The 23,926-nt window shown below is 43.5% G+C and carries 19 protein-coding genes, 2 tRNA genes and 1 pseudogene; 6 read left to right on the top strand and 16 right to left on the bottom strand.

The window, feature by feature from the left end:
* Window positions 1-59 precede the first annotated feature (59 nt).
* From NQU59_RS04940 to NQU59_RS04905, 8 genes are all read right to left on the bottom strand, one after another.
* Complete coding sequence (locus tag NQU59_RS04940; RefSeq protein WP_043973354.1) at window positions 60-923, bottom strand: hypothetical protein; 864 nt, start codon at window positions 921-923, stop codon at window positions 60-62.
* A 19-nt stretch (window positions 924-942) separates the two neighbouring features.
* On the bottom strand, window positions 943-2,025 hold the full coding sequence (aroB, locus tag NQU59_RS04935; RefSeq protein WP_257065240.1) for a 3-dehydroquinate synthase: 1,083 nt from the start codon (window positions 2,023-2,025) through the stop codon (window positions 943-945).
* A gap of 20 nt (window positions 2,026-2,045) precedes the next feature.
* Window positions 2,046-2,606 carry a shikimate kinase AroK gene (gene aroK, locus NQU59_RS04930; protein WP_005238370.1) on the bottom strand — a complete coding sequence of 187 codons (561 nt, stop codon included), beginning with the start codon at window positions 2,604-2,606 and terminating at the stop codon, window positions 2,046-2,048.
* 19 nt (window positions 2,607-2,625) lie between these two features.
* Window positions 2,626-4,761 carry a type IV pilus secretin PilQ gene (pilQ, locus tag NQU59_RS04925; RefSeq protein WP_257066167.1) on the bottom strand — a complete coding sequence of 712 codons (2,136 nt, stop codon included), beginning with the start codon at window positions 4,759-4,761 and terminating at the stop codon, window positions 2,626-2,628.
* A 61-nt stretch (window positions 4,762-4,822) separates the two neighbouring features.
* The gene (locus NQU59_RS04920; RefSeq protein ID WP_005238366.1) at window positions 4,823-5,350 is read right to left on the bottom strand and encodes a pilus assembly protein PilP; all 528 of its coding nucleotides are present in this window, start codon (window positions 5,348-5,350) and stop codon (window positions 4,823-4,825) included.
* Window positions 5,351-5,352: 2 nt separating this feature from the next.
* Entirely contained in the window at window positions 5,353-6,096 is a 744-nt protein-coding gene (locus NQU59_RS04915) for a type 4a pilus biogenesis protein PilO (RefSeq protein ID WP_043973348.1), read from the bottom strand.
* A complete protein-coding gene (locus NQU59_RS04910) occupies window positions 6,093-6,743 on the bottom strand; it encodes a PilN domain-containing protein (RefSeq protein ID WP_005238362.1) in 651 nt (216 codons plus the stop codon). Before NQU59_RS04910 ends, NQU59_RS04915 begins: the two co-directional genes overlap by 4 nt.
* Entirely contained in the window at window positions 6,743-7,801 is a 1,059-nt protein-coding gene (locus NQU59_RS04905; RefSeq protein WP_005238361.1) for a pilus assembly protein PilM, read from the bottom strand. The genes NQU59_RS04910 and NQU59_RS04905 overlap by 1 nt, the downstream gene beginning before the upstream one ends.
* 163 nt (window positions 7,802-7,964) lie before the next feature.
* Here NQU59_RS04905 and ponA point away from each other — a divergent pair, with 163 nt between their 5' ends.
* Entirely contained in the window at window positions 7,965-10,580 is a 2,616-nt protein-coding gene (ponA, locus tag NQU59_RS04900; protein ID WP_257065239.1) for a penicillin-binding protein PBP1a, read from the top strand.
* A 15-nt stretch (window positions 10,581-10,595) separates the two neighbouring features.
* On the opposite strand, the gene NQU59_RS04895 is transcribed toward ponA, so the two are convergent.
* The 8 genes and pseudogenes from NQU59_RS04895 to NQU59_RS04860 all read right to left on the bottom strand — a co-directional run bounded on the left by NQU59_RS04895 (window position 10,596) and on the right by NQU59_RS04860 (window position 19,813).
* On the bottom strand, window positions 10,596-11,414 hold the full coding sequence (locus tag NQU59_RS04895; RefSeq protein WP_005238355.1) for a putative RNA methyltransferase: 819 nt from the start codon (window positions 11,412-11,414) through the stop codon (window positions 10,596-10,598).
* A gap of 59 nt (window positions 11,415-11,473) precedes the next feature.
* Complete coding sequence (mraY, locus tag NQU59_RS04890) at window positions 11,474-12,592, bottom strand: phospho-N-acetylmuramoyl-pentapeptide-transferase (RefSeq protein WP_257065238.1); 1,119 nt, start codon at window positions 12,590-12,592, stop codon at window positions 11,474-11,476.
* Window positions 12,593-13,990, bottom strand: coding sequence for a UDP-N-acetylmuramoyl-tripeptide--D-alanyl-D-alanine ligase (locus tag NQU59_RS04885; RefSeq protein WP_257065237.1), 1,398 nt, complete (start codon window positions 13,988-13,990; stop codon window positions 12,593-12,595).
* Between the two features lie 21 nt (window positions 13,991-14,011).
* Window positions 14,012-15,511 carry a UDP-N-acetylmuramoyl-L-alanyl-D-glutamate--2,6-diaminopimelate ligase gene (locus tag NQU59_RS04880; protein ID WP_151837928.1) on the bottom strand — a complete coding sequence of 500 codons (1,500 nt, stop codon included), beginning with the start codon at window positions 15,509-15,511 and terminating at the stop codon, window positions 14,012-14,014.
* A gap of 3 nt (window positions 15,512-15,514) precedes the next feature.
* Window positions 15,515-17,348, bottom strand: a pseudogene (ftsI, locus tag NQU59_RS04875) (penicillin-binding protein PBP3).
* A gap of 10 nt (window positions 17,349-17,358) precedes the next feature.
* Window positions 17,359-17,697: a cell division protein FtsL gene (ftsL, locus tag NQU59_RS04870; protein WP_005275798.1), complete on the bottom strand. Its 339-nt coding sequence runs from the start codon at window positions 17,695-17,697 to the stop codon at window positions 17,359-17,361.
* Between the two features lie 2 nt (window positions 17,698-17,699).
* Entirely contained in the window at window positions 17,700-18,620 is a 921-nt protein-coding gene (rsmH, locus tag NQU59_RS04865; RefSeq protein WP_257065236.1) for a 16S rRNA (cytosine(1402)-N(4))-methyltransferase RsmH, read from the bottom strand.
* Window positions 18,621-18,817: 197 nt separating this feature from the next.
* Complete coding sequence (locus tag NQU59_RS04860; RefSeq protein ID WP_096911218.1) at window positions 18,818-19,813, bottom strand: sulfate ABC transporter substrate-binding protein; 996 nt, start codon at window positions 19,811-19,813, stop codon at window positions 18,818-18,820.
* 394 nt (window positions 19,814-20,207) lie between these two features.
* On the opposite strand from NQU59_RS04860, the gene NQU59_RS04855 reads away from it, so the two are divergent.
* The 5 genes from NQU59_RS04855 (at window position 20,208) to NQU59_RS04835 (ending at window position 23,923) form a co-directional block, all read left to right on the top strand.
* On the top strand, window positions 20,208-20,513 hold the full coding sequence (locus tag NQU59_RS04855; protein WP_043973329.1) for a hypothetical protein: 306 nt from the start codon (window positions 20,208-20,210) through the stop codon (window positions 20,511-20,513).
* Between the two features lie 105 nt (window positions 20,514-20,618).
* Entirely contained in the window at window positions 20,619-22,127 is a 1,509-nt protein-coding gene (gene gltX, locus NQU59_RS04850; RefSeq protein ID WP_043973327.1) for a glutamate--tRNA ligase, read from the top strand.
* Window positions 22,128-22,185: 58 nt separating this feature from the next.
* Window positions 22,186-22,261, top strand: a tRNA-Ala gene (locus tag NQU59_RS04845).
* Between the two features lie 69 nt (window positions 22,262-22,330).
* Window positions 22,331-22,406 (top strand) — tRNA-Glu (locus NQU59_RS04840).
* A gap of 110 nt (window positions 22,407-22,516) precedes the next feature.
* A complete protein-coding gene (locus tag NQU59_RS04835; protein ID WP_257065235.1) occupies window positions 22,517-23,923 on the top strand; it encodes an amino acid permease in 1,407 nt (468 codons plus the stop codon).
* Window positions 23,924-23,926 lie beyond the last annotated feature (3 nt).

Genomic DNA, 23,926 nt, shown 5'->3' with positions numbered 1-23,926 from the left:
CACCAAAAGATCTCATGATGCTATAAAAGGAAACATCTTTGAACCATAATGGTGCAATTTTAATTAAATGGATCACTCACTTCTCTTTTTGGAGCATCTGAATTTTCTTTTATTTTCTCAGTAGTTGCAGGGGGTTTAGGCGCCGATTGGCTTTGCTTGACATTCACCACATTGCCCTGTGCATCACGCTGAGTCACTGTCGTTTTTACTGTGGAGGATGTGTCTGTTGTCCGCGGCGTACTTGTAGATTGTGAACCACTGCCGATCAGCAGACTTTCATCTACACGTGGCAATGCTGCGGGTCTTAACTGTACCGCATATAGCTGATTGGTCGCAGACTTCATTTCATCAGAACCCAAGTCATTTACCAAAGCTGCATAGCTTGATAATTGATGTGCTGTAGGGTGAATTGATTCAGGTAATGCTAAATTCAACTGCGACAATTGACGGTTAGCGTCTTCTGCACTGGCAAATACTCCATAAGCTAAAACGTATTGTTCAGCCTGATCTTCGCCACTTAAACGGAAATATACAAATTTTCTGCGGTCTTCACGATTGAGCAAAAAGTTTTTCACAATCGCCTCATCCGAACTACGGAAAATTTCCATCGTCCATTGGCGTTGATTTTCTTTGATAAACTTAGTTCCACGAAATTCAGGTGCATGCTCACTAGACACCACAACACGCGTGGTTAAGTCCAATGGTTTTACTTCATCGGAAAGTGCACCAAGATGCGTGGTTGCCGCTACTTTTTCTGGCTGAATTTGAATTTGTGCATCCGTTTCAACTGGCTGCGCCTCTTTGACCAGCGCATTACTATCTGTAACACCCCAGAATATCAATGCAGCAATTAAACACGCTAGCGCAAAAACGAGCCAGCTATACTGTTGAATATTTTGCCAAATTGATCGTGATACAGCCATGCTTTTCCCAAATGATTAATTATGCAGTTTGATTTGCAAGAATAGATTGTTTCATCAGCTCAATATCAAAGTCTTTGGTAATCGTCGCTTGCCCCAACTCCTTCAACAGAACCAGACGTAATTGACCATTTAAAACTTTTTTATCGTGCGACATATAAGCCAAGAATTCATCTAATGGAATTTGCGGACATGATATCGGTAAATGAGCGCGTTGAATGATATTTTTTGTACGTTGTAATGCTTCAACTGAAATCCAGCCCAAACGCTGTGACAAATCTGCAGCCATCACCATTCCTGTGGCAACAGCCTCTCCATGTAACCATGTCCCATAACCGAGGTAAGATTCAATCGCATGCCCAAAAGTATGTCCAAGATTGAGCAATGCACGTTCACCTTGTTCTTTTTCGTCATTCGCGACAATACGTGCTTTGTGCGCACATGAACGATAAACCGCTTCCGCCAACAAATCTGGATTTCGAGTAAGTAAAGCATCCATGTTCTGCTCTAACCATTCAAGAAAATCAATATCTCCAAGCAAGGCATATTTAATCACTTCAGCCAAACCTGCGGAAAGCTCACGATCTGGCAAAGTATCCAGTTGAGCCATATCCGCAAGCACCACTTGCGGTTGCTGAAAAGCACCCAGCATATTTTTACCCAAGGGGTGATTAATGCCCGTCTTCCCCCCGACACTCGAATCTACTTGCGATAATAAAGTCGTCGGCACTTGTACAAAATATACACCTCGCTGGAAACAGGCAGAGGCAAAGCCTGCCATATCACCAATAACACCGCCTCCCAATGCGAGTACGGTACAATCGCGATTAAACCCAGCTTCCAGTAACGCATCAAAAATGAGATTCAGATGCTGAATGTCTTTATATTTTTCGCCATCTGGCAAAATGCACTGTGCAACTTGTTTATCCAACTGAGCCAAAGCATCGGCATAATGCTGTAGGTATAAAGGCGCTACCGTTGTATTCGAAACCAGCATCACCTGACGTCCATGCAGATAGGGTTCAAGTAATGTTTTTGGATCTAAATGACTACCAATAAAAATCGGATAACGACGATCACCTAACTCAACATGTAACGTTTGCATAAACTTAGACCAACCAAAGACTATTTAACTTGTTTCGATAAAATAACGTGCAAAATACGTTGTGCCAGATCTCGCGCTGCCCCTTGATTTGTTTCAATGACATGATGCGCAACTTCACGATACAAAGGATCGCGTATGGCCAGTAAATCACGTAATTTTTGCTCTGGATTTTCGACTTGTAATAATGGGCGATTCTTATCGCGATAGGTCCGCTGTAATTGCAGTTCTACAGGTGTATAGAGATAAACAACGATACCACGCTGTTTTAAGAATTCACGATTTTTGGATTGTGTAATCGCACCACCACCTGTCGCCAATACCAACAAAGAACGGGAGGTGAGATCATTTAATACATTGGTTTCACGTAAACGAAATCCAACTTCCCCTTCTTTTTCAAAAATCCATGGAATGGTCGCACCGGTTTTGCGCTCAATTTCGTGATCACTATCGATAAAATCACGACCTAACAATTCTGCTAAATGCCGACCTACTGTTGTTTTTCCTGCCCCCATTGGCCCTACCAAATAGATATTTGGCAGGGTTTCAAACGCTTTGCTTGGCAACGCGCCACCTATATTCATTGCGATTATTGAAAATATATTAATGATTTCTGGTCAAAGTGTCATTAACAATTCTCGGTGTCACAAAAATAAGTAACTCTCGTTTATTATCCGTTTTAAGGTCACGACGGAATAAGCGCCCCACGTATGGCAGATCACCCAGGAAAGGCACTTTCACCTGTGAACTGACATTTTCCTGTTCAAAAATACCACCTAGAACTACTGTTTCTCCATTATCCACCAGAACATTGGTATCAATCTGGTTTTTATTAATTGTCAACTGGCCCGTTGGTGTTGGTGTACTTTGTGAATCTTTGGTAATGTTCAGCTTCATCATTACCTTACCATCTGGGGTAATACTTGGTGTGACATCAAGGCTGAGTGTTGCATCAATAAATTCGGTTTTAGGTACAGCATTGGCACCGCCTCCCGTAGAAGAGGTATAAGGAATTTTCTTACCTGATTCAATTTTTGCTGGTTGCTTATCCGCAGTCATCACTTTTGGCGTCGAAATCACTTCCCCATAACCATCTGCTTGCACAGCAGACAACTCAAGGTCCAACATAAAATCAGACAAGCTAATTAAACCGAAAGCAATACGGCTTGCACCAGGAGTTACCGCACCCAAATCGACATTCAGGTTATCCGGACGTTCAATTTCATATTTCCAGCCCCCCGTATCGCTATCTTTCTCAGGCTTTCTTAAGTTCCATAAAGTTGTATCACTACCACCCACCAACAGGTCATTATTTTTGGTAATCCCTTGAGACAGAATCCCCCACTTCACTCCCATTTCTTTGGTGAAATCTGTACTGGCGCTGACAATGCGTGCCTCAATCATCACCTGTTTAACCGACACATCGAGCAAATCAACCATTTTGCGGATTTGATCAATTTTTTGAGAAGTATCGTTCACAATAAGCGTATTGGTTCGAGGATCAACGGAAATGGTTCCTCGTGGACTCAGTAATCCACCTGTCAAAGTATCGTTACTGACAGAGCCTGAAGAAGGACTACTACTGTTATTATTTACATTTTTTCCTTGTGTAATCAGTTTTTCAAGATCCGTCGCTTTGGCATAATTTAATTTAATATATTCGGTTTGTAACGGTGCCAATTTTACACTCTGTGCAACGGCTTTGGCTTCTTCCTCTTCTGCTTTAATCAGTTCAGAAACAGGCGCAATCCAGATCACATTACCATTACGGCGCTTATCCAGATTTTTGGTCTTTAATACAATATCAAGTGCCTGATCCCAAGGTACATCTTTGAGGCGTAAGGTAATATTACCCTGTACCGTATCGGCTGCCACCATATTGATGCCGGTAAAGTCGGCCAATAACTGCAATACTCGACGCACTTCAATATCTTGGAAATCCAGAGAAATCTTATTCCCCGTATAGGTTTGTGCCTTGGCTTTGGTTGGAGAGTTGTCTACAGGACGTTTCAAACTAATAGTCAATTTATTCTCTGCCTGATAAGCCATATATTCATAGCTCCCTGCAGATTGAATGGTAATCACACCATTCCCCTTGTCGTTATAAGCATCCACACTCGCGACCGGAGTGGCAAAATCATTGGTATTTAAACGACGTGCCAAATGGGTTGGGATCTTATTCCCCATGGTTCGGACAACAATTTTACTCCCTTGCTGCTGTACATCGACAGGCGTATTATTTCCCAACAAATCAATGACGACCAAACCTTCACCTTGGCTTCCTCGCTGGAAACCAATATTTGAAACCCCCTGTTGTAGCTGACGTGTAACAACCGATGCTGCATTCACAGTAGGCTTTGCAGAATTAATTTTGAGAACAAAGGTATTTCCCTCAACACGGGTCGTAAATGCACCTGCATCTTTTAAATTCACAATCACACGAGCACGTTGGTCATCTGATGCAACTTCCACTGAACTGGCTTCAGCTGTAGATACGGGAATTGAATTTTGTTTTAAACTCTGTTGCGCTTTATCAAAATCCAGAATCAAACGAGCAGGCTGCTCGAGTTGATAAGCTTGCGGCTGTGGAGGTAGACCATCAAACATCACACGAATTTCTGTGCCTTGATCGGCCAAGCTCATTGGTACGATATTGGTCATGCTGACTTGTGCTGATGCCACTTGCATCACCGCAATCGCAACAGCAGCCATAGAAAATTGACGGAATGCATGATTCATGGTCTTCGCTTCCCCAAATAAAGAATCTTTAAACTGTTTTTTCATTGTTATTCCCTTAATCTTACGGCGCTGGCCCAATTAGAACGAGTGTGCGAGGTCTTTCGACATAACCTTCTCGTCCATCAGGTACAATTTCCACCAAATCAATTTGGGTTGGACTAATTTTAATAATACGTCCCTGATTCATCCCCAAATAACTGCCGACTTGTACACGTTCAATCTGACCATCTGGTGTTTGGATCAGCGCAATGGTGTCATTGCTTTTACCACGCATACTGCCTTTCATATTCAGCGACTCCAGTGCATAAGCTTCGAGTGGCTGTGGCTGGCGGTTAAAGTTCGGATAAACACGTTTACCGGCCATAATCTTTAATTCAGCAGCCAGCGAGCTCGGCATAAATGGGCTTTTCAACTGATGGGCTGAATAATTAAATAAAGGCACAGGCGTAAATACCGGTGCAGGCTCAATCGGCAGCGGCGGCTGATTACGAATTTCTGCCATCTTTTGATTGACTGCATCAATACGAGAATCACAACCGACAAGGCTTACCCCAATTAAAAAGCCAAGTAATAATTTATAGTTATTCACTACTATTTTCCTCCTTGTGCAGGTGGAGTAGTTGCTGTTTGAGCGGCTGGTGTCCCCGCAGCATTATTAGCTTGATCATCCGTGCCAACATAACGATAGGTTTTTGCCTTAACCGTATAATTCACCACAGGAATATCAGATTTTTTCTGTGTATCTTCTTTTGCTTCAACAGTAAAGTCATGCAAAGTTACAATACGCGGTAAAGCAGCAATACCCGTTACAAATGAGCCAAAAGCATGATAATCCCCTGTCGCATCAATACTGATTGGCTGCTCAATAAAGAACTCTTGCTTGACCTCATTCTCTAAACGGATATTTTTAAATTTCAGTCCAGAGTTCACCCCTGTCAAGTTAATATCTTCAACCAGACTTGGAATTTCCGTTTCTTTTGGCAGCTGTTCTAACTGTTGATTAAAATTGGCTTCCATTTCCTGAAGCTGTACTTGGTATTGCTGCAAGTTACGTAGCTTTGAGTCTTTTTCTTTAAACTCATTTAATAAACTTTGCTCTTTGGCTTGTTCATTATCAATCGACTCCAACTGAGACTTAATCACCAAAAAATAACCCAGCGCAGCAACAGCCAAGAAAATAAAAATCCAGCAAGTAATTTTGACGGATAATGGCCAACTACCATAATTATTCATATCCAGCGTATTGAATTGCTGGAAAAATTGATCTACCGTCATTTTCTTTTTCTTGGTAACAACGGTATCTTGATTCAGATCCTCTGATTTATCTAGGCTCATTTTGCTACCCCGACTACCCCTGATGCCGCTGGTTCTGAGGTTGGTGCAGCCTCAGCCGTTGTACCAAGCTCACCCAAATCTACAGTGACGACAAAACTGCCATAATTCTCCTCAACCCGAGGCACCAAAGAACTGGCTGTTTTATCTTTATTCTTGTTTTCATCCACAGCGAGGAATGAGTTCATGAAGGCATTTCGGTACCACGGAGAAGCTTCCAGATTACGCAACAGTTCCGCCACGGTATTTGGACTTTCCGCTTTTCCTTCAATGCTAAACTTATCACCAGTACGGCTAAACTTGGTCAAATACATGGTGGGTGGCGTGACACGTACCAACTCATCCACCAAACGCACCGTAACTGGACGTTGACCTTGTAAGCCTTGAATCAACTTCATCCTTTCAATAATGGCATTACGGCGTTCCTGCAAGCCATCCAATGCTTTCAATTGCGTATCCAAATTCTGATTGGTACTCACAATCAACTGATTGGCTTGCTCTTGATCACTCAATTTATGATCAAAATACACCCATCCTGAAAAAACCGATGCGACCCCCAATGCAGCAACCCCAACACAAAAGACAATAAACTGTTTCTTTTTTTGTTCTCTTAGCTCGTCACGCCAAGGGAGTAAGTTAATCTTTGCCATTAATCAAAACTCCTCAATGCCAAACCACATGCGACCATCAAAGAAGACGCATCGTTTTCAATTTTTTTAATATCAATTTGGGGAGAGAAACCCATTTGTAGAAATGGATTGGCAATCGTGACGCGGTAACCGAGTTTTTGCTGTAATAGCTTGGCTAGACCTGGAATATTGGCATTTCCACCCGCCAACAGGATATGATCAATTTCATTAAATTGAGACGATGAAAAGAAGAATTGCAGTGAACGTGCTGCTTGTTGAACCACAGCATCCAAGAACGGTTCAAGCACTTCGGTATCATAATCATCAGGCAAAGTGCGCTCTTTCTTGGCACGACCTGCCTCTTCAAAAGAAAGGCCATAACGGGTCTGAACATCCTGTGTCAGCTGACGACCACCAAACACTTGCTCACGGGTATAGATAATCTTGCCTTTTTGCATCACAGACAACGTGGTCATGGTATGGCCAATATCTAAAATACCGACAGTATTCGCCCCCATTGGCAAGGTATCAGCAAATACACTAAACGCTCGCTCCATCGCGTAGCTTTCAACTTCAGCAATTTTGGCAGTTAAACCGGCAAGTTCAAGTACTTCTACGCGTGTGTCGACATTCTCGGTACGAGTCGCGACCAAGAGTACATTGACCCGATTCTGATTCGCCAGACGATCAGATAAAACCTCAAAATCAAGACTGACTTCATCTAATGGAAACGGGATATATTGCTCAGCATCCATCCGAATCTGAACTTCTCGTTCTTCATCAGACATATCCGCATCCATTTCAATGATCTTGTTGATCACCATAGATGTCGGCACGGCTATAGCGACATTGGTGGTGTGAGGATTTGCAAGGTTAACTACTCTCTCAAGCGCATCCCCTACCGCCTCTGGATTCAATATGCTTTTTTCCACGACACTGCTTTCAGGCAATGGCATCACTGCATAGCTTTCAACCCAATATCTACCGTTCTTTACAGAGAGCTCCAATAACTTAACAGTTGTCGAACTAATATCGACACCCACTAACCCCTTATTTGGTTTACGATATAACCTGAGCACAGTACTTTCCTATTATTTTTTTATCCCCAAAAAATACAACATACTAATTTAGTTTTGGTCTTTAATTGATACGGATACAATAACTCATCTAACAATCCGCATGTCTAAAGGATATACTGACCACAATTAGTTTGCCATTCGCTCTTATTAAAACTTACTTATTATGAAAAAGCTATCCAGTTCTGGTATTGTTCGCCCATTTTTTTTGATCGTTATTATTATCTTAGTCTCACTTCCAATGGGATTTTATGGCATGTATCTCTATCTTGCACCTTCGCTGCCAGATATGAGTTCACTCAAAAAGGCGCCGTTATTAAAACCATTGCAAGTCTATACGACGGATAACCAGCTGATTGCAGAATATGGTGGGAAATTATCCATTCCTGTTAAGTATGAACAGATCCCGCCAACCTTTATTCATGATTTTCTCGCAGCCGAGGATTCTTCTTTTTTTGAACATAATGGGATTAGTTTTAAAGGGCTTGGGCGAGCACTTACTGAATCTGTTACTGGGTCTGATGTCCAAACTGGGGGCTCGACCATTACCATGCAGGTGGCGAAAAACTATTATTTAAGTCCAGACCGAACCCTTCGACGCAAACTAACCGAAGTGTTTCTAGCACGTAAAATCGAGCAAAACTTAACAAAACAGGAAATTCTGACCGCTTACGTCAATAAAATTTTCTTAGGTAAAAATGCCTATGGAATTGCGGCAGCTGCACGGGTCTATTACAACAAAAACCTGAATGAACTGACCACCGCACAAATGGCCATGATCGCGGGCCTTCCTAAAGCACCTTCAAAATATAATCCTGTGGTTAATCCAGAGCGAGCGCTAGAACGCCGCAACTGGATTTTAGGTCGCATGCTACAGCTGGGCTATATCAACCAAAACCAATACCAGCAAGCAGTCGCAGAACCAATCAATTTAAATATGGTTGATCGTTCCGTCAGCAATGTCTTCCCCTATGTCGGTGAAATGGTCCGTTCAGAACTGGTCGAACATTTTGGCGAACAAGCCGTCGATTCAGGTTATAAGGTTTACACTACCATTGACAGCAAACGCCAGCGTTATGCTGAGCAAGCAATTCAAGATGGTTTGGAAGCCTACGATCGTCGTCATGGCTGGCGTGGTCCTGAGGCTCATGATAAACCCTTGAAGCAATTTATTGCTTATGCCAATACCTATCCTGCACAAGTGATCAAGGTCAATAACAATTCTTTTGATGCCTTAATGCAAGATGGCTCAACCGTGACGGTGAACTGGTCAGGGATGTCATGGGTGCGCCCTTACCGCAATGCAAATAGTGTCGGCGGTGCGCCATCGAATGCCTCTCAGATTGTTAAAGTCAAAGATATCATTCGCCTACGTCCAAATGAAGGCAAAACCGTTTGGTCACTGGTTCAGGTTCCTAAAGTCCAGGGGCAGCTCATTGCCATCAACCCAAATGATGGCGCGATTGAAGCTGTTGTAGGCGGCTATAACTTTTATCAATCTAAATTCAACCGCGCAATACAAGGCTGGAGACAGCCTGGTTCAACCATTAAACCCTTTGTGTATGCATTGGCACTAGAGCGTGGCATGACCCCGTATAGCATGGTCAATGACAGCCCGATTACCATTGGTAAATGGTCTCCAAGAAACTCGGATGGCCGCTACCTTGGCATGATTCCTCTACGCCGTGCGCTTTATTTATCTCGAAATACGGTGTCTGTGCGTTTATTACAAAATGTCGGGATCGAACGTACGCGTCAATTGTTTATGGATTTTGGTTTACAAGAAGACCAAATCCCGCGTAACTATACCATTGCTTTGGGAACACCTCAGGTACTCCCTGTACAAATGGCAACAGGCTATGCCACTTTTGCGAATGGTGGTTATCGTATTCAGCCACACTTTATTAAACGTATTGAAGATGCTTCAGGCAAAGTGATTTATGAAGCGAAGCCTGAATATGCATGTATTCCATGTATTAGCAATCCAAATACCAATACAGAACAGCAAACTGCAGAAACAGACAAAGATAAAAATAAATCCAAAGATCAGGTCACAGACATCACCAATCAAAGCCTAGATCAAGATGGTGCTGCTTCTGAGGCACAACTGGTGGCAGCGGATACAACACAGGCAACCAAAACCAATAGCGATTACCGTCAAGCACAACGCATTTTAAAATCAAGCTCAGCCTATGACATGGCCAACATCTTGCGTGATGTAATCCAGCATGGTACGGGTCGGGCAGCATTGAAAATTGGCCGTGATGACTTAGGCGGTAAGACAGGAACCACCAATGATGCCAAAGATGCATGGTTCGCAGGCTTTAATGGTAACTTAGTTGCGATTGCTTGGGTCGGTTTTGATCAACCACGTACCTTGGGCCGTCGTGAATATGGTGGCGTTGCTGCACTTCCAATCTGGACCAACTTTATGGGTCAGTCTTTAAAAGACACACCATCCGCATGGGTTCGTCTGGATAAAGATGCCAAAGATCCAATCTCTCGTGATAAGTTGCAAATCCAGCAAAGCGAAGATAAAAAGGAATATCGCGCCTCTCCGCCATTGGCTCGTCCACTTTATCGCCCTGCACCACCAGCACCAACACGTTCTGTACAAAATGACTTTTCAGACTTACCTGGAACACCAGCAACGCCTGACGAACAACCAATTGAGCCTGCTAAAAAACAACCACCAGCAATGGGGTCAAACTCAAAAACTCAGACCCCGCCGCCACCTAAAGAAAAGGACGGTATTGAGCATTTGATTAATCAGATCCAGTAAATAAAAAACAAGCCATCAAATTGATGGCTTGTTTTTTTTCTGAAACAGATAAATTTGAAAAGCAGCAGTCACCTCAAAGGTCTGTGCTTGCTCCAGTGCTTTACGTCGCTCAGGATTCGCTTTATATGCATAAGGGGTCATCGCGATTAAGTTCTTTAAAGCCTGTTGTTCCAATTGCATTGGCGCTTCAACAATTTGAGCCTGTTTTAATTCAAACTGAGCCTCCAACTGCTGCACAAACTTCTGCGGCTCATGTAAATTGACTTGTTCAAACAGGGCTTCACGTAAATCGAAAAGATGCCTTGGTGCAGGTGTGACTACGATTAGGTGGCCATCATCAGCTAAGACTCTAACGATTTCATCTTGTGGAATGGGACTAAATAAGCTGGTACAGAGATCCATCGAGTGATCCTGAACGGGCAATGTTGCCCCTGTTCCCACAACCCAAGTCACTTTTGTATTTAATTTCGCAGCGCGTTGTACCGCAGTTTTGGCAATATCCACACCTATACACTGCTGAGTATGTGCTTGCATGGCACTGGTATAATATCCCTCACCACAACCAATATCTAAAACAGCGCGTGGTTGGAGCTGCTGCAATAATGCAACAACGGCTTGTTGTAGCGGCTGATAAAAGCCAGCTTGCAGGAACTCACGGCGTGCCAATACCGACTCAGCTGTATCTCCTGGGTTCTTGCTATGCTTGTGTTGTACTACATGCAAATTGACATAGCCTTGTTTGGCAACATCATAATGATGCCCTGTTTCGCATTGCCAAGAATTCGCGACCAAATTCAAGGCTTGGCGACAAACAGGACACATCAATAAACTCATCTATTTTCTCCAAACATAAAAAAAGCTGGTCATCACCAGCTTCTTTCTTGAATCATGGTTTAACGTAATTTTAGCGTCATTAGACCCAATACAACGAGGAAAATGGTAATAATCCAGAAGCGGATAACCACTTGCGTCTCTTTCCAGCCTTGCTTTTCATAGTGGTGGTGTAAAGGTGCCATCAAGAATACGCGCTTATTACGCATACGTAATGAACCGATTTGCAAGAAGACCGAAATTGCTTCCATCACAAAAACACCGCCCATAATGGCAAATACGATTTCCTGACGAACCATTACCGCAATCGTGCCAAGCATGGCTCCAAGTGCCAATGCACCCACATCCCCCATAAATACTTGGGCTGGATGTGCATTGTACCAGAGGAAGGCTAAACCAGCACCGACCATAGCAGAGCAGATTACCACCAGTTCCGAGGTATATTTTACATAAGGAATATGCAGATATTCAGCAAAACGAATATCGCCTGATAGATAAGCAAATACCCCTAAACCGGCTGCCACCATCACAATCGGCATAATCGCCAAACCATCCAGACCATCGGTCAAGTTGACCGCATTGGAGGCACCATTAATAACAAGATAAGTGAAGCCAATAAAAGCTAAACCGAATGGCACAGCCGAAAGTGGAATGGACAGATTCTTAAAGAACGGGATCAGTAGATCCAGCATATCTGCCGTATGGTGAAGACTATCTTGTTGTTTCGCAATTAGATATAAGGCAATGCCTGCACCCAAAGATGCCACTGAAGTCCAGAAAAATTTCTTACGCGCTGGCAAACCTGCATTGTCTTTATAACGGACTTTAATCCAGTCATCCGCCCAACCCACTGCACCAAATACCACCATCACGCCGAGCACAATCCAGACATAAGGATTGGATAGATCAGCCCACAACAAGGTACTGATCCCAATCGAAAGCAGGATTAAAATCCCGCCCATGGTTGGTGTCCCCATTTTCTTGGCATGGTTTTCAGGTGCAAACGAGCTCACCGCCTGACCATATTTTAATGCTTGTAATTTACGAATCATCACTGGCCCTAAAACCAGCCCGATCGTCAAGGCAGTCAGTAAACTCAACAAAGAGCGCAATGTTAAATAACGAACAACCTGAAACGAACTGTTATAGCCCGCCAATTGCTCAAATAACCATAACAACATTTAAATTTTCTCCATCAAGTCAGTCATCAACGTTTCCATATGGGTATAACGAGACCCCTTGAACAGGAAACTCATTGACTGGGGTTGATGTGTTTGGACTAAATTAATTAAAAACGGCAATGCATCTGCTTGAGAAGCAAAAGCATGTAACTTTTCCGCATGGCTGGAACCCTGTTCAGCAGCTGCAGCAAACTCACCGACGACAATCAATTGATCTAAAGGCAAAGCGGTTAAGTCTTTCCCCAGATCATGGTGTTCTTGCCAACTACTTTCACCTAACTCCCCGATATCTCCCATCACCATGACTTTTAAGCCTTGCTGTTGCAGCAAAACCTGTGCCGCTGCACGCATAGACGTTGGATTTGCATTATAAGTATCATCAATAAATAGATGATTTTGGTGTTGAATAAAGTTCAAACGACCTTTTGCCCCTTGTGCCTGTTCCAAACCTTGCACAATATCATCCAGTGCAATGCCGATTGCCAAGGCAAATGCGGTCGCTGCTGCTGCATTCTGTACATTATGGGCACCTGCAAAAGGTAAATTCACCACGCGTACGCCTTGTGGCGTATGCAGTTTAAATTGTGCAGATTGGGGATGTAACTGAATCTCAGTTGTATAAACATCCCCTCCATGACCAAAACTTAAAATTGAATGTGATTGCGCATTTGCACGGATACGTGCTGCATAATCATCCTGCGCAGGAACAATCGCAGTGCCTTGCGGTAAGATATGCGCATAAATCTCGGACTTGGCACGACAAATGCCATCACGACCACCAAACTCACCGAGATGTGCTGTGCCAATATTTAAAATACCTGCCACATGCGGTTGAACCAGATCCGAGGTATAATCAATTTCGCCTTGATGACTGGCACCCAGTTCCATTACCGCATATTGATGCTCTGGACGTAACTCAAGTAGCATCATCGGTACACCCAAATCATTATTGAGGTTGCCACGGGTAATTAAGGTCGGGGCCAGACGGGATAATATGCTACCAAGCATTTCCTTGGTGGTGGTTTTACCACTACTGCCTGTCAGAGCAATCACTTTCAGTTGCGGATTCTGTTGACGGCGATAAGCACCAAGCTGCCCCAAAGCCAAGCGGGTATCTTTTACGATTAACTGTGCAATATTTGCATCGATCGGGTGCTCTACGATCGCAATTTGACACCCTTGCGTTGCCACTTGCGCCACAAAATTATGCGCATCAAAACGCTCACCTTTTAAGGCAAGAAAAGCATCACCAGCTTCTGCATGACGTGAGTCGGTTAAAATACGCTTAATTTCACCCTGAGGCAGATTTTGCTTGTACCACTCACCTTGAGTCGCCTGCTGTAATTGTTCTGCTGTCCAAGGTTGTAATGGAACGGTACTGGTGGTTGAAGTATGCATACGCTTTTTTACCTTTTAAACCTATTGCGCAGAATAAGCTGAATCGACAGCATGAAGCTGTGTTGCAATGGCAGACTGCACCTCCACCACATCATCAAACCAATGACGGACCCCATCAATTTCTTGATAGTTCTCATGCCCTTTACCTGCAATCACGACAATATCTCCCGCTTGCGCCTGAGCCACCACAAATTTAATCGCTTCACGACGATCATGAATTTCATGCATCACATGTTGTACAAAGTTGATGCCTTGTTTCATATCTGCAAAAATCTGTTCAGGATTTTCAGTTCGTGGATTGTCTGATGTGAGAATCACAGGATTGGCATGATCAAGCGCAGCCTGCGTCATCAAAGGACGTTTACCCCGATCACGATCACCACCACAACCAAAGACAGCCCAAAGCTGACCCGTAACGTGGCGCTTTAGCGTGGTCAGCACTTGGATCAAGGCATCTGGGGTGTGTGCATAATCCACTACAAACAAACGCGATGTATCTTGGATCACCTGCATGCGGCCTGGAGCACCTTTAAGCTGAGGCACAAACTGAATCAGATCAGCCAAGGCAAAACCTGCATACTCAGCCGCAATCAAACTTGCCAGTAAGTTCTCAACATTAAACTGTCCAAGTAATGGACTTTGTACTACATACGAACCGCTTGGGCTGATCAGGCTAAAACTTGCTCCACTCAGACGATACTGTAAGTCCGCAATATGATAATCCGCTGTCGCTTGCGTTAAGGAATACGTCAAAATTTTAGGTTGTGCTGGATTGGCTCTCGCCGCCGCCAACATCAGAGCCCCATGTTCATCATCCAGATTAATGACCACAGCTTTTAAAGTCGTAAACTTGAATAACAAAGCTTTGGCTTCAGCATAGGCGTCTAAAGTGCCATGATAATCCAGATGGTCGCGACTTAAATTGCTATATACTGCAATTTCGAGTTCACAGCCATTCAGGCGGCCTTGCTCCAAACCATGTGAGCTGGCTTCCAATGCAACAAAACTCGCCCCTTGTTTGGCATAGTCATGTAGTGCCTGTTGCAATTGCAATGCATCCAAGGTGGTATGCGTTGATGGGGTTAAATCTGGCAAAATACCATTGCCCGTTGTTCCCATTACAGCGCAACCTTGCCCTTGTGAGCTGACCAATTCCGCAATTAAACGAGAAATGGTGGTTTTACCATTGGTTCCTGTCACTGCAATGCCTCGCAATGGCACGACAGGATCAAGCGCTTGCAAATATTGCTTTTGCCATTCACCCATTCGATAACGAACATCTGAACAGACCCATTCCCTATCTAGCCCCAATTCAACTTCACTAATAATCGCCAATGCACCTGCATTTAAGGCATTTTGTGCAAACTGACGAGTTTTTTCAGGTTGGCTATAACTACTTAGGGCAATAAAAATTTGCCCTGTGCTGACTTTGCGACTATCCAGACAAAACCCTGTAAAAGGTTGCGTATACCAAGCCGCATCGATATTGATCGGATGTATCTGTTGAAAACTAATCGACATAATCTACCTACGGATTGGATTTTATAGAAGTATCAAGTGGCTTATCTAAAGGCACATTCAGCAGACGCAATGATTCTTGCATGATTCTTGCAAAGACTGGAGCAGCAACAAGACCACCGTAATAACGTCCTTGCGGATTTTCCACCACTACAATCATGGCCAGACGCGGATCACTGATCGGGGCAACCCCAGCAAACAAAGCACGATATTCATTGTTTGAATACCCTTTACGGTCTGCACGCAATTTATGTGCAGTTCCTGTTTTACCCCCGACACGATAACCTGGAATCACTGCTTGCTTTGCGGTTCCGCCTGGCATAGTCACTTGCTCAAGCATCGTTAAGACTTGATCCGCTATTTTAGGTGCAAGAACCTGCTTGCCCTCAGGGGCTTTATCTAATTTACGCAGACTCAATGGCATTTGCACACCATGATTGGCCAGCATGGCATAGCCTTGTGCAACCTGCAAAATAGTCGCATTCAAACCATAGCCATAGGCCATCGTACCCAATTGAGAAGGATTCAGCTTGTCACCCGAGTACAATAAACCTGCACTTTCACCCGGGAATTTGACCGCCGAACGTTGACCAAAGCCTGCACGTCTAAAGAAGGACGGCACCGTGTCTTTGGGCAGAGATAGCGCAATTTTAGCCGAGCCTACGTTCGAAGATTTAATGATTACCCCTGAAACCGTTAATGCACCATAGTTATGTGTATCACGGATGGTATGCCAGCCTAAACGCATTGAGCCGGGTGAAGTATTAACAATAGTGTTCGGCGTATATTTACCACTTTCCAACGCTGCTGCGACTGTAAATGGCTTCATGGTCGAACCTGGTTCAAACATGTCAATCGCACCACGGTTACGCATGGCGTCTTTATTATTGAGACCATTTTTGTCGTTCGGGTTGTACGATGGCCAACTGGTCATTGCCAAAATCTCACCCGTTTTCACATCAACCGCAATCGCAGTCGCCGAACGTGCATTATTGGCGACACCTGCTGCAGTCAATTCACGATACATGATATATTGCAGACGTGAATCGATGCTCAGGGTAACATTTTCGCCTGATTCTACTTCTTTAATTACTTCTGAGACTTTAAGGCGGTTGCCTTTTTTATCACGAATGATTTTCTGCTCGCCATCAACTCCAGACAACTGTTTATTCAGTTGCATTTCCAAGCCTTCAATTCCCACCCCTTCACTATTGGTCAACCCAATAATCTGTGCATTCGGTTGTGGTTGCGGGTAATAGCGCTTATAACTTTTCTCGGCATATACCCCTTGGAAATTACGCTTGGTAATTAAATCCGCTTGCTGCGGTGGAATTTCTTTTTGTAGCACCAAATAACGTGAGCGTGGACGTGCCTGCATTTGCTTTTTCAAATCCGCACGGTCAACACCAACAGCATCCGCCAACTCATCCAGATTTAAATTTTTATCGGGCAATTGACGTTTTAATTTACGGTTATGTGGATCTTTTTTTAGCTCAGCAGTAATTTCATCAAATTGCTGCTTAGTTTCCCAATAGTCTCTTGGATCAATCACAATTTTCATGATTGGCGTGCTAATCGCCAAAGGAACACCATGACGGTCACTGATCACACCACGCATCGCTTCTAAGCGTTCGGTACGTAAAATATTGGCATTGGCTTTATTTTGCAGAAAGTCTTTATTCACCACTTGCACATAGAATGCACGCGCAACCAGTACCACAAAGCACAGCAGCACTGCACCCCAAAGCAAGTAAAATCGCCACATATCCAAAGCAAGGGTCGGTCTTTCAGAAATGGACTGCTGTTTTTTTCGTATTGGTTTACTTCGCTTATCTGCCATACAGCATGCCTTATTTATCTTGCTTTGAAGTCATAGGTAAAGAAATCACGACCGTCTGCGTCGCTGGTGGTGAAAACATACGGAGTTGCGTCACTGCACGTGAACCGATCTGGGCAGTTGCCCCGAAGGTCTGTTGCTCAATCAGCAAACGCCCCCATTCAGCGTTTAAATCATCTCTTTCACGCATATAGGCACTCAAGTCACGATAATCATGCCGATATTCAAACACTTGAAACACCACCATCATCGCACTGATAAATACCAATGCAACGAGTACAGCATAAACAGCAACCTTTTTCAGTCCCTTTCTGCTGCTTGATATAAGGTCTTCGTCATTGTTGTTGTTCATTCTCAGCCTTTTTGCCCTAAGCGCTCTGCAACACGTAGCCATGCACTACGCGAACGAGGATTTGCTTTCACTTCTGCTTCACTCGCACGAATACGAGAAACTTTCTTTAAACGTCGAGTATCCACCTGTGCTTGAGGCATGCCCCAACCCGAATCTTCAGGTAAGCTCGATTCTTTTTGAATAAACTGCTTGATTAAACGATCTTCCAAAGAGTGAAAGCTAATCACTGCCAACTGCCCTGTTGCTTTTAACAAGCTTACAGCTTGCGGCAAAAAGCTCTCGATATCATCAAGTTCTTTGTTAATTGCAATACGAATCGCCTGGAAAGTCCGCGTTGCAGGGTGTTTATGCTTTTCCCACTTTGGATGTGCTGTTTTAACCACTTCTGCCAGTTGTGCGGTAGTGCTCATTTCACCCGCCAGTTTAATCGCTTTGGCGATACGGCGGCTATAACGTTCTTCACCATATTGGTAAATAATGTTTGCGAGTTTTTCTTCTTCAATTTCAAGTAACCATTCTGCTGCGGTTGGACCCTGTGAATTGTCCATACGCATATCCAGTGGCCCATTTTGCATAAAGCTAAAACCACGTTCTGCTTGATCCAGCTGTGGCGATGAAACCCCAAGGTCCGCCATAATCCCGTCAACTTCGGTAATCCCGATATGAGCGAGCTGCGCTTGAATATCAGCAAAACTGGCATGAATAATTTTAAAGCGCGGATCTTCTTGTTCTAATTGTGCTGCAACCTCAAGGGCTTGTGGATCTTTATCAAAAGCATAGACGCGTGCATTGGCATCTAGTTTTGACAGTAATAGCTTGGTATGCCCCCCCCGTCCAAAGGTTGCATCAACGAAAATACCAGTATCGCGGCCTGCCAATACGCCATCAACGGTTTCATGAAGTAAGACAGAAATATGCGACATAAGAAATGAATCAACAGCTAAAAATGTAACTGCACATTATCACCTTGTTTTATGCCAGTACCAAACGACTTTTTGTAGAGAATTCTTAACTTTTCATAGATAAAACCGTTTTCTTATCATTTTTCAGTCAATAAAAAAGCAAATACTGCCTGTATTTGCTTTTTTAAATTAAGACACACACAAAATAGCAGTCTGACCTATGGTTTTTCTGCATAAATTTGATCGAAGATTGCTCCGTTTACAAAATGGGTTTTCTGCGCTTTTGCCCATCCACCAAACACGTCATTAATTTTGAAAAGTTTGATCTTCGGGAATTGTTGTGCATATTTGGCAGCCACTTGAGGATTACGTGGGCGGAAATAATATTTTGCAGCCAGATCTTGCCCCAAAGGTGAATAAAGGAAGTTCAAATAACCTCGTGCTAATTGACGGTTACCATTTTTATCGACGGTTTTATCCACGATTGCCACTGAAGGCTCTGCCAGAATGGAAATGGATGGATATACAATTTCAAATTTATCCTTGCCCAAACCTTGGGTCGCCAATAATGCTTCATTTTCCCAAGACAATAGCACATCACCAATACCGCGCTCAGCAAACGTGGTTAAGGAGCCGCGTGCACCCGAGTCGAGAACTTTGACATTCTGATAGAGTTTTTTTACCAGTTCACGCGCTTTGGCATCATTTCCGCCTGGCTGCTTCAGTGCATATCCCCAAGCTGCCAGATAAATCCAGCGAGGCGCCCCCCCTGTTTTCGGATTCGGGGTAATGATTTCCACTCCAGACTTGGTCAAATCGTTCCAATCACGGATATTTTTGGGATTGCCTTTGCGTACCAAAAATACAACCGTTGAAGTGTAAGGAGCTGAATTGTCTTTAAATTGTTTTTGCCAGTCTTTACGGATTAGACCTGCATTGGCAATTTCATCAATATCATTGGCTAGCGCCAAGGTCACCACATCCGCTTGCAGACCATCAATTACTGAACGTGCCTGCTTGCCAGACCCACCATGGGACTGTTTAAAATCCACATCCTGCCCGGTTCTTTTCTTCCAATATTGGCCAAATGCCTGATTATATTCTTGATAAAATTCACGTGTAGGATCGTAAGACACGTTTAAAAAAGTGGTTGCTGCTTGCGCAGCGCCATTCAGACCCAAAGCCAATAACGCTGCTGCAATAACTGTTTTCATTTTATTCTTCGCTCCTATCACCCCGTTTGTGTTCACTATATTTATTTAAAAATATTTTACAATCATATGTTTATACAAATAAATCAATTGCTATTCTGTTTTTAGATATGATAAGAACGGTATATTTGATCTAGGTATCTTTATTTTCCAGCTAAAATGAGAAAAATTATCATCCTCCACTTTTTCTACACATTTACTTGCTAAATTACACTTGTATAGAAAGTAGGCGATTTGCTATAAATATCGAATAGAATGTGTCAATTTTTATATTTTTGTAAAAAGTGTGACTTGGTTCTACTTTTTATTAAGATTTATGTTTGAATCGTATTATTAAAGCAATACTATAGTAGTTTGGTTAGTCTTGTAGACTCAAAGTCATAAAGGGGTGTGAGCAATGCGAGCATTAAAATTGAAAAAAACACTATGCTTAAGCTTGTTTTTAGCATGTTCTGTTCAACTGGGGCATGCAGCTGCAATTAAAGAAAGCAGTAACATAAGAACGATTGATAAATCCTCTTCGAGCCTGATTGTTAAGGCACTTGATCAGCAAAAACGTAATACCAGCATGTTACCGTCATCAGATGACGAGTTAAAAATGCTGAATACGATTCGCACAACGCCAACACAAACCTTCTTTGCTAGTCAGCATGAACGTTTTTCTCGTTTCGTTCAGACCATATTTCAACCCCATACTTCTTAATCTTTAAATATGTGCCCCTTCACATATTTAAATCAAGCCTAGTCATGCCGTGACTAGGCTTTTTCGTTATAATCATTTTAATTTAAATTTTAGCTCCGATCATTTATGAAAGTTCGTACCCGTATTGCGCCTTCTCCTACTGGTTTTCCACATGTAGGCACAGCTTATATTGCGTTATTTAATCTATGTTTTGCCAAACAGCACGGCGGTGAGTTTATTTTACGTATTGAAGATACGGATCAACTTCGCTCAACCCCTGAATCTGAAAAGATGATTTTAGATTCTTTACGTTGGTTGGGCTTAAATTGGTCAGAGGGCCCAGATGTGGGGGGACCACATGCACCTTATCGTCAATCAGAACGTATGGGGATTTATAAACAATACGCTTTGGAACTGGTTGAAAAAGGTCATGCGTTCTATTGTTTTGCAACCGCAGAAGAACTTGATCAAATGCGTGCAGAACAACAGGCACGTGGCGAAACACCAAAATATGATGGTCGTGGTTTAAAACTCTCACAAGAAGAAGTACAACAGCGTTTAGCTGCTGGCGAACCGCACGTGATTCGCATGAAAGTGCCTGAAGAAGGGATTTGTAAAATCAACGACCTGCTGCGTGGCGAAGTGGAAATTCCTTGGGCACAAGTGGATATGCAAGTATTGTTAAAAACAGATGGCTTGCCTACCTACCACCTTGCCAATGTTGTAGACGACCATTTAATGGAAATCACCCATGTGTTACGTGGCGAAGAATGGTTACCCTCTGCACCAAAACACCAGTTGTTGTATCAATATTTCGGTTGGGACATGCCAACCTTATGTCACATGCCTCTATTACGCAACCCGGACAAGTCAAAACTGTCTAAACGTAAAAACCCAACCTCAATCAACTACTATCGCGACATCGGTGTCCTCCCTGAAGCCTTGTTGAATTACCTCGGTCGCATGGGTTGGTCAATGCCGGATGAGCGTGAAGTGTTTACCTTAAATGACATGATTGAGCACTTTGACGTACAACGTGTTTCACTCGGCGGACCGATCTTTGATGTTGAGAAACTCAACTGGCTCAATGGTCAGTGGATCAAAGGACTGACGCCAGGACAGCTTTTAGACCGTTTGTTGGCGTGGAAAAGTGATCGTCAAACACTTGAAGAGATTGCTGCTGCGATTCAACCACGTATTCACTTATTGTCTGAAGCCGTGAATTGGGCAGGTTTCTACTTCAATCATATGCCTCAAATCAGTAAAGAACAATTTGAAAGTAAGAAATTGACTGAAGAACAAGTGCGTCAAAGCTTGCAGTTTGCAATCTGGCGTCTAGAAAGCCAGTTCACGTGGAACAATGACACCGTTAGCCAAACCCTGATGGACTTGGCCAACCAGATGGAAATCAAATTACGTGATTTCATGCCTGCTTTCTTTATTGCGATTGCTGGATCAACAAGCTCCACCCCAGTAATGCAATCCATGGTGACGCTGGGTCCAGATTTGACCTTTGCACGTCTCCGTCATGCCTTAGAACTGGTCGGTGCACCAAGCAAGAAAGAACTGAAAGTTTGGGAAAAGCTCAATGAATCACTAAAACTGCCGAAAAATGATGCAAATAGTGAGACTTAATTCAGTTTAATGATTGACGTGTGAGCGCATTCCCCCTAATATTGCGCTCACACATTCTGGGGTCATAGCTCAGTTGGTAGAGCGCTACAATGGCATTGTAGAGGTCAGCAGTTCGATCCTGCTTGGCTCCACCAGAATCTCGAAATCGTAATACGTTATCGAGATAAACGCTATATTTCGCTCATTCGTGTGTTGCCTCATCTGTCCCTATCGTCTAGAGGCCTAGGACATCGCCCTTTCACGGCGGTAACCGGGGTTCGAATCCCCGTAGGGACGCCATATTCTTTACGCTAATAATTATATTTTTCTCACAATCTTCTTCAATCAGATTGCACATTTCCGAATTTTCCATAAAATAGCCGCTTCTCTATGCTTGGACAAATTGTCGTATGCAATCTTCCAACTCGAATACGCATTCAGAATCAAAAACTTTAAAACGTGCAATGAGCACTCGCCATTTAGTGATGCTTTCTTTAGGCGGTGCAATTGGTACAGGTTTATTTTTAGGTTCTGGTGAAGTTATCGCTCAAACTGGCCCTGTGGGTGCAATTATTGCCTATATCCTAGGTGGTTTAATTGCTTACATGGTCATGCTCTGTTTAGGTGAACTTGCAGTACATATGCCTGTTGCTGGATCTTTTGGTGCATACGCTCAAAAATATATTGGTCCAGGCACAGGTTATATGATTTCCTGGGTCTACTGGCTCACGTGGACCGCGACCTTAGGCACCGAATTTACTGCTGCGGCCCTGTTGATGCAGGAATGGTTCCCTGATATTTCAATGTGGGTTTGGACCATCATCTTTGCCGTGACCATTTTAGGACTCAATCTGACCTCAACCCGAATGTTTGCTGAGTCGGAATTCTGGTTAGCCTTGGTTAAAGTCGTCACCGTCATTGCCTTCATTATTTTAGGCTTATTGGCGATTTTTGGTTTGATCTCATTCAATGGTTACGAGTCAGCCCCGCTGTTCCACAATCTGACCGCGCACGGTTGGTTCCCGCAAGGCCTGATCCCCATTTTTACCACCATGCTGATTGTCAACTTTGCTTTCTCGGGCACAGAGTTGATCGGGGTTGCTGCAGGTGAAACCAAAGACCCTGCTGAAAACGTGCCTAAAGCCATCAATGCAGCGATCTGGCGTCTATTAATTTTCTTTGTCGGTACCATCATTGTGATCAGTGCCCTACTGCCGTTCCAAGTTGCAGGCTTAGGTGGTGAAGGCGTGAGTAGCAGTCCTTTTGTGACGGTATTTAACTACATTGGTATTCCTTATGCCGATGACATTATCCGTTTCGTGATTATTACCGCACTTCTTTCGGCTGCAAACTCAGGACTGTATGCGGCATCACGTATGATGTGGTCTTTGTCCGATCAACGCCAGCTACCAAGTGTATTCTCACGTTTATCAAAACGTGGTACGCCTGTGATTGCACTGGTCGTCACGATGTTTGGTGCGATTCCCGGCCTGTTATCCGAACACTTTGCGCCTGAAACGATTTTCAAGAATCTACTGGGTGTTGCAGCCTTCACAATGGTTATTGTGTGGATGAGCATCTGCTGGAGTCAGTTTAACTTTAGACGTGAGTGGTATAAGGCCGGTCATTCAGCAAAAGATTTAAAATTTGCGGCACCGCTTTACCCGATTGTGCCAATTTTAGGCTTTGTCTTCTGTTTCATTACCGGTTTGAGTATGGCTGCAGACCCTGACATGCAGGCGGGCTTTATTGGCTGCTTGCTGTTTATCGCAGCCTGCTATTTAAGCCATTATGTTTTTTATCGTGATCGTAAATAAAGA

Source organism: Acinetobacter colistiniresistens (assembly GCF_024582815.1).
Taxonomy (GTDB): Bacteria; Pseudomonadota; Gammaproteobacteria; order Pseudomonadales; family Moraxellaceae; genus Acinetobacter.
Note: the sequence above shows the minus strand (reverse complement) of the source record. Positions and strands in the feature narration are given on the sequence as shown.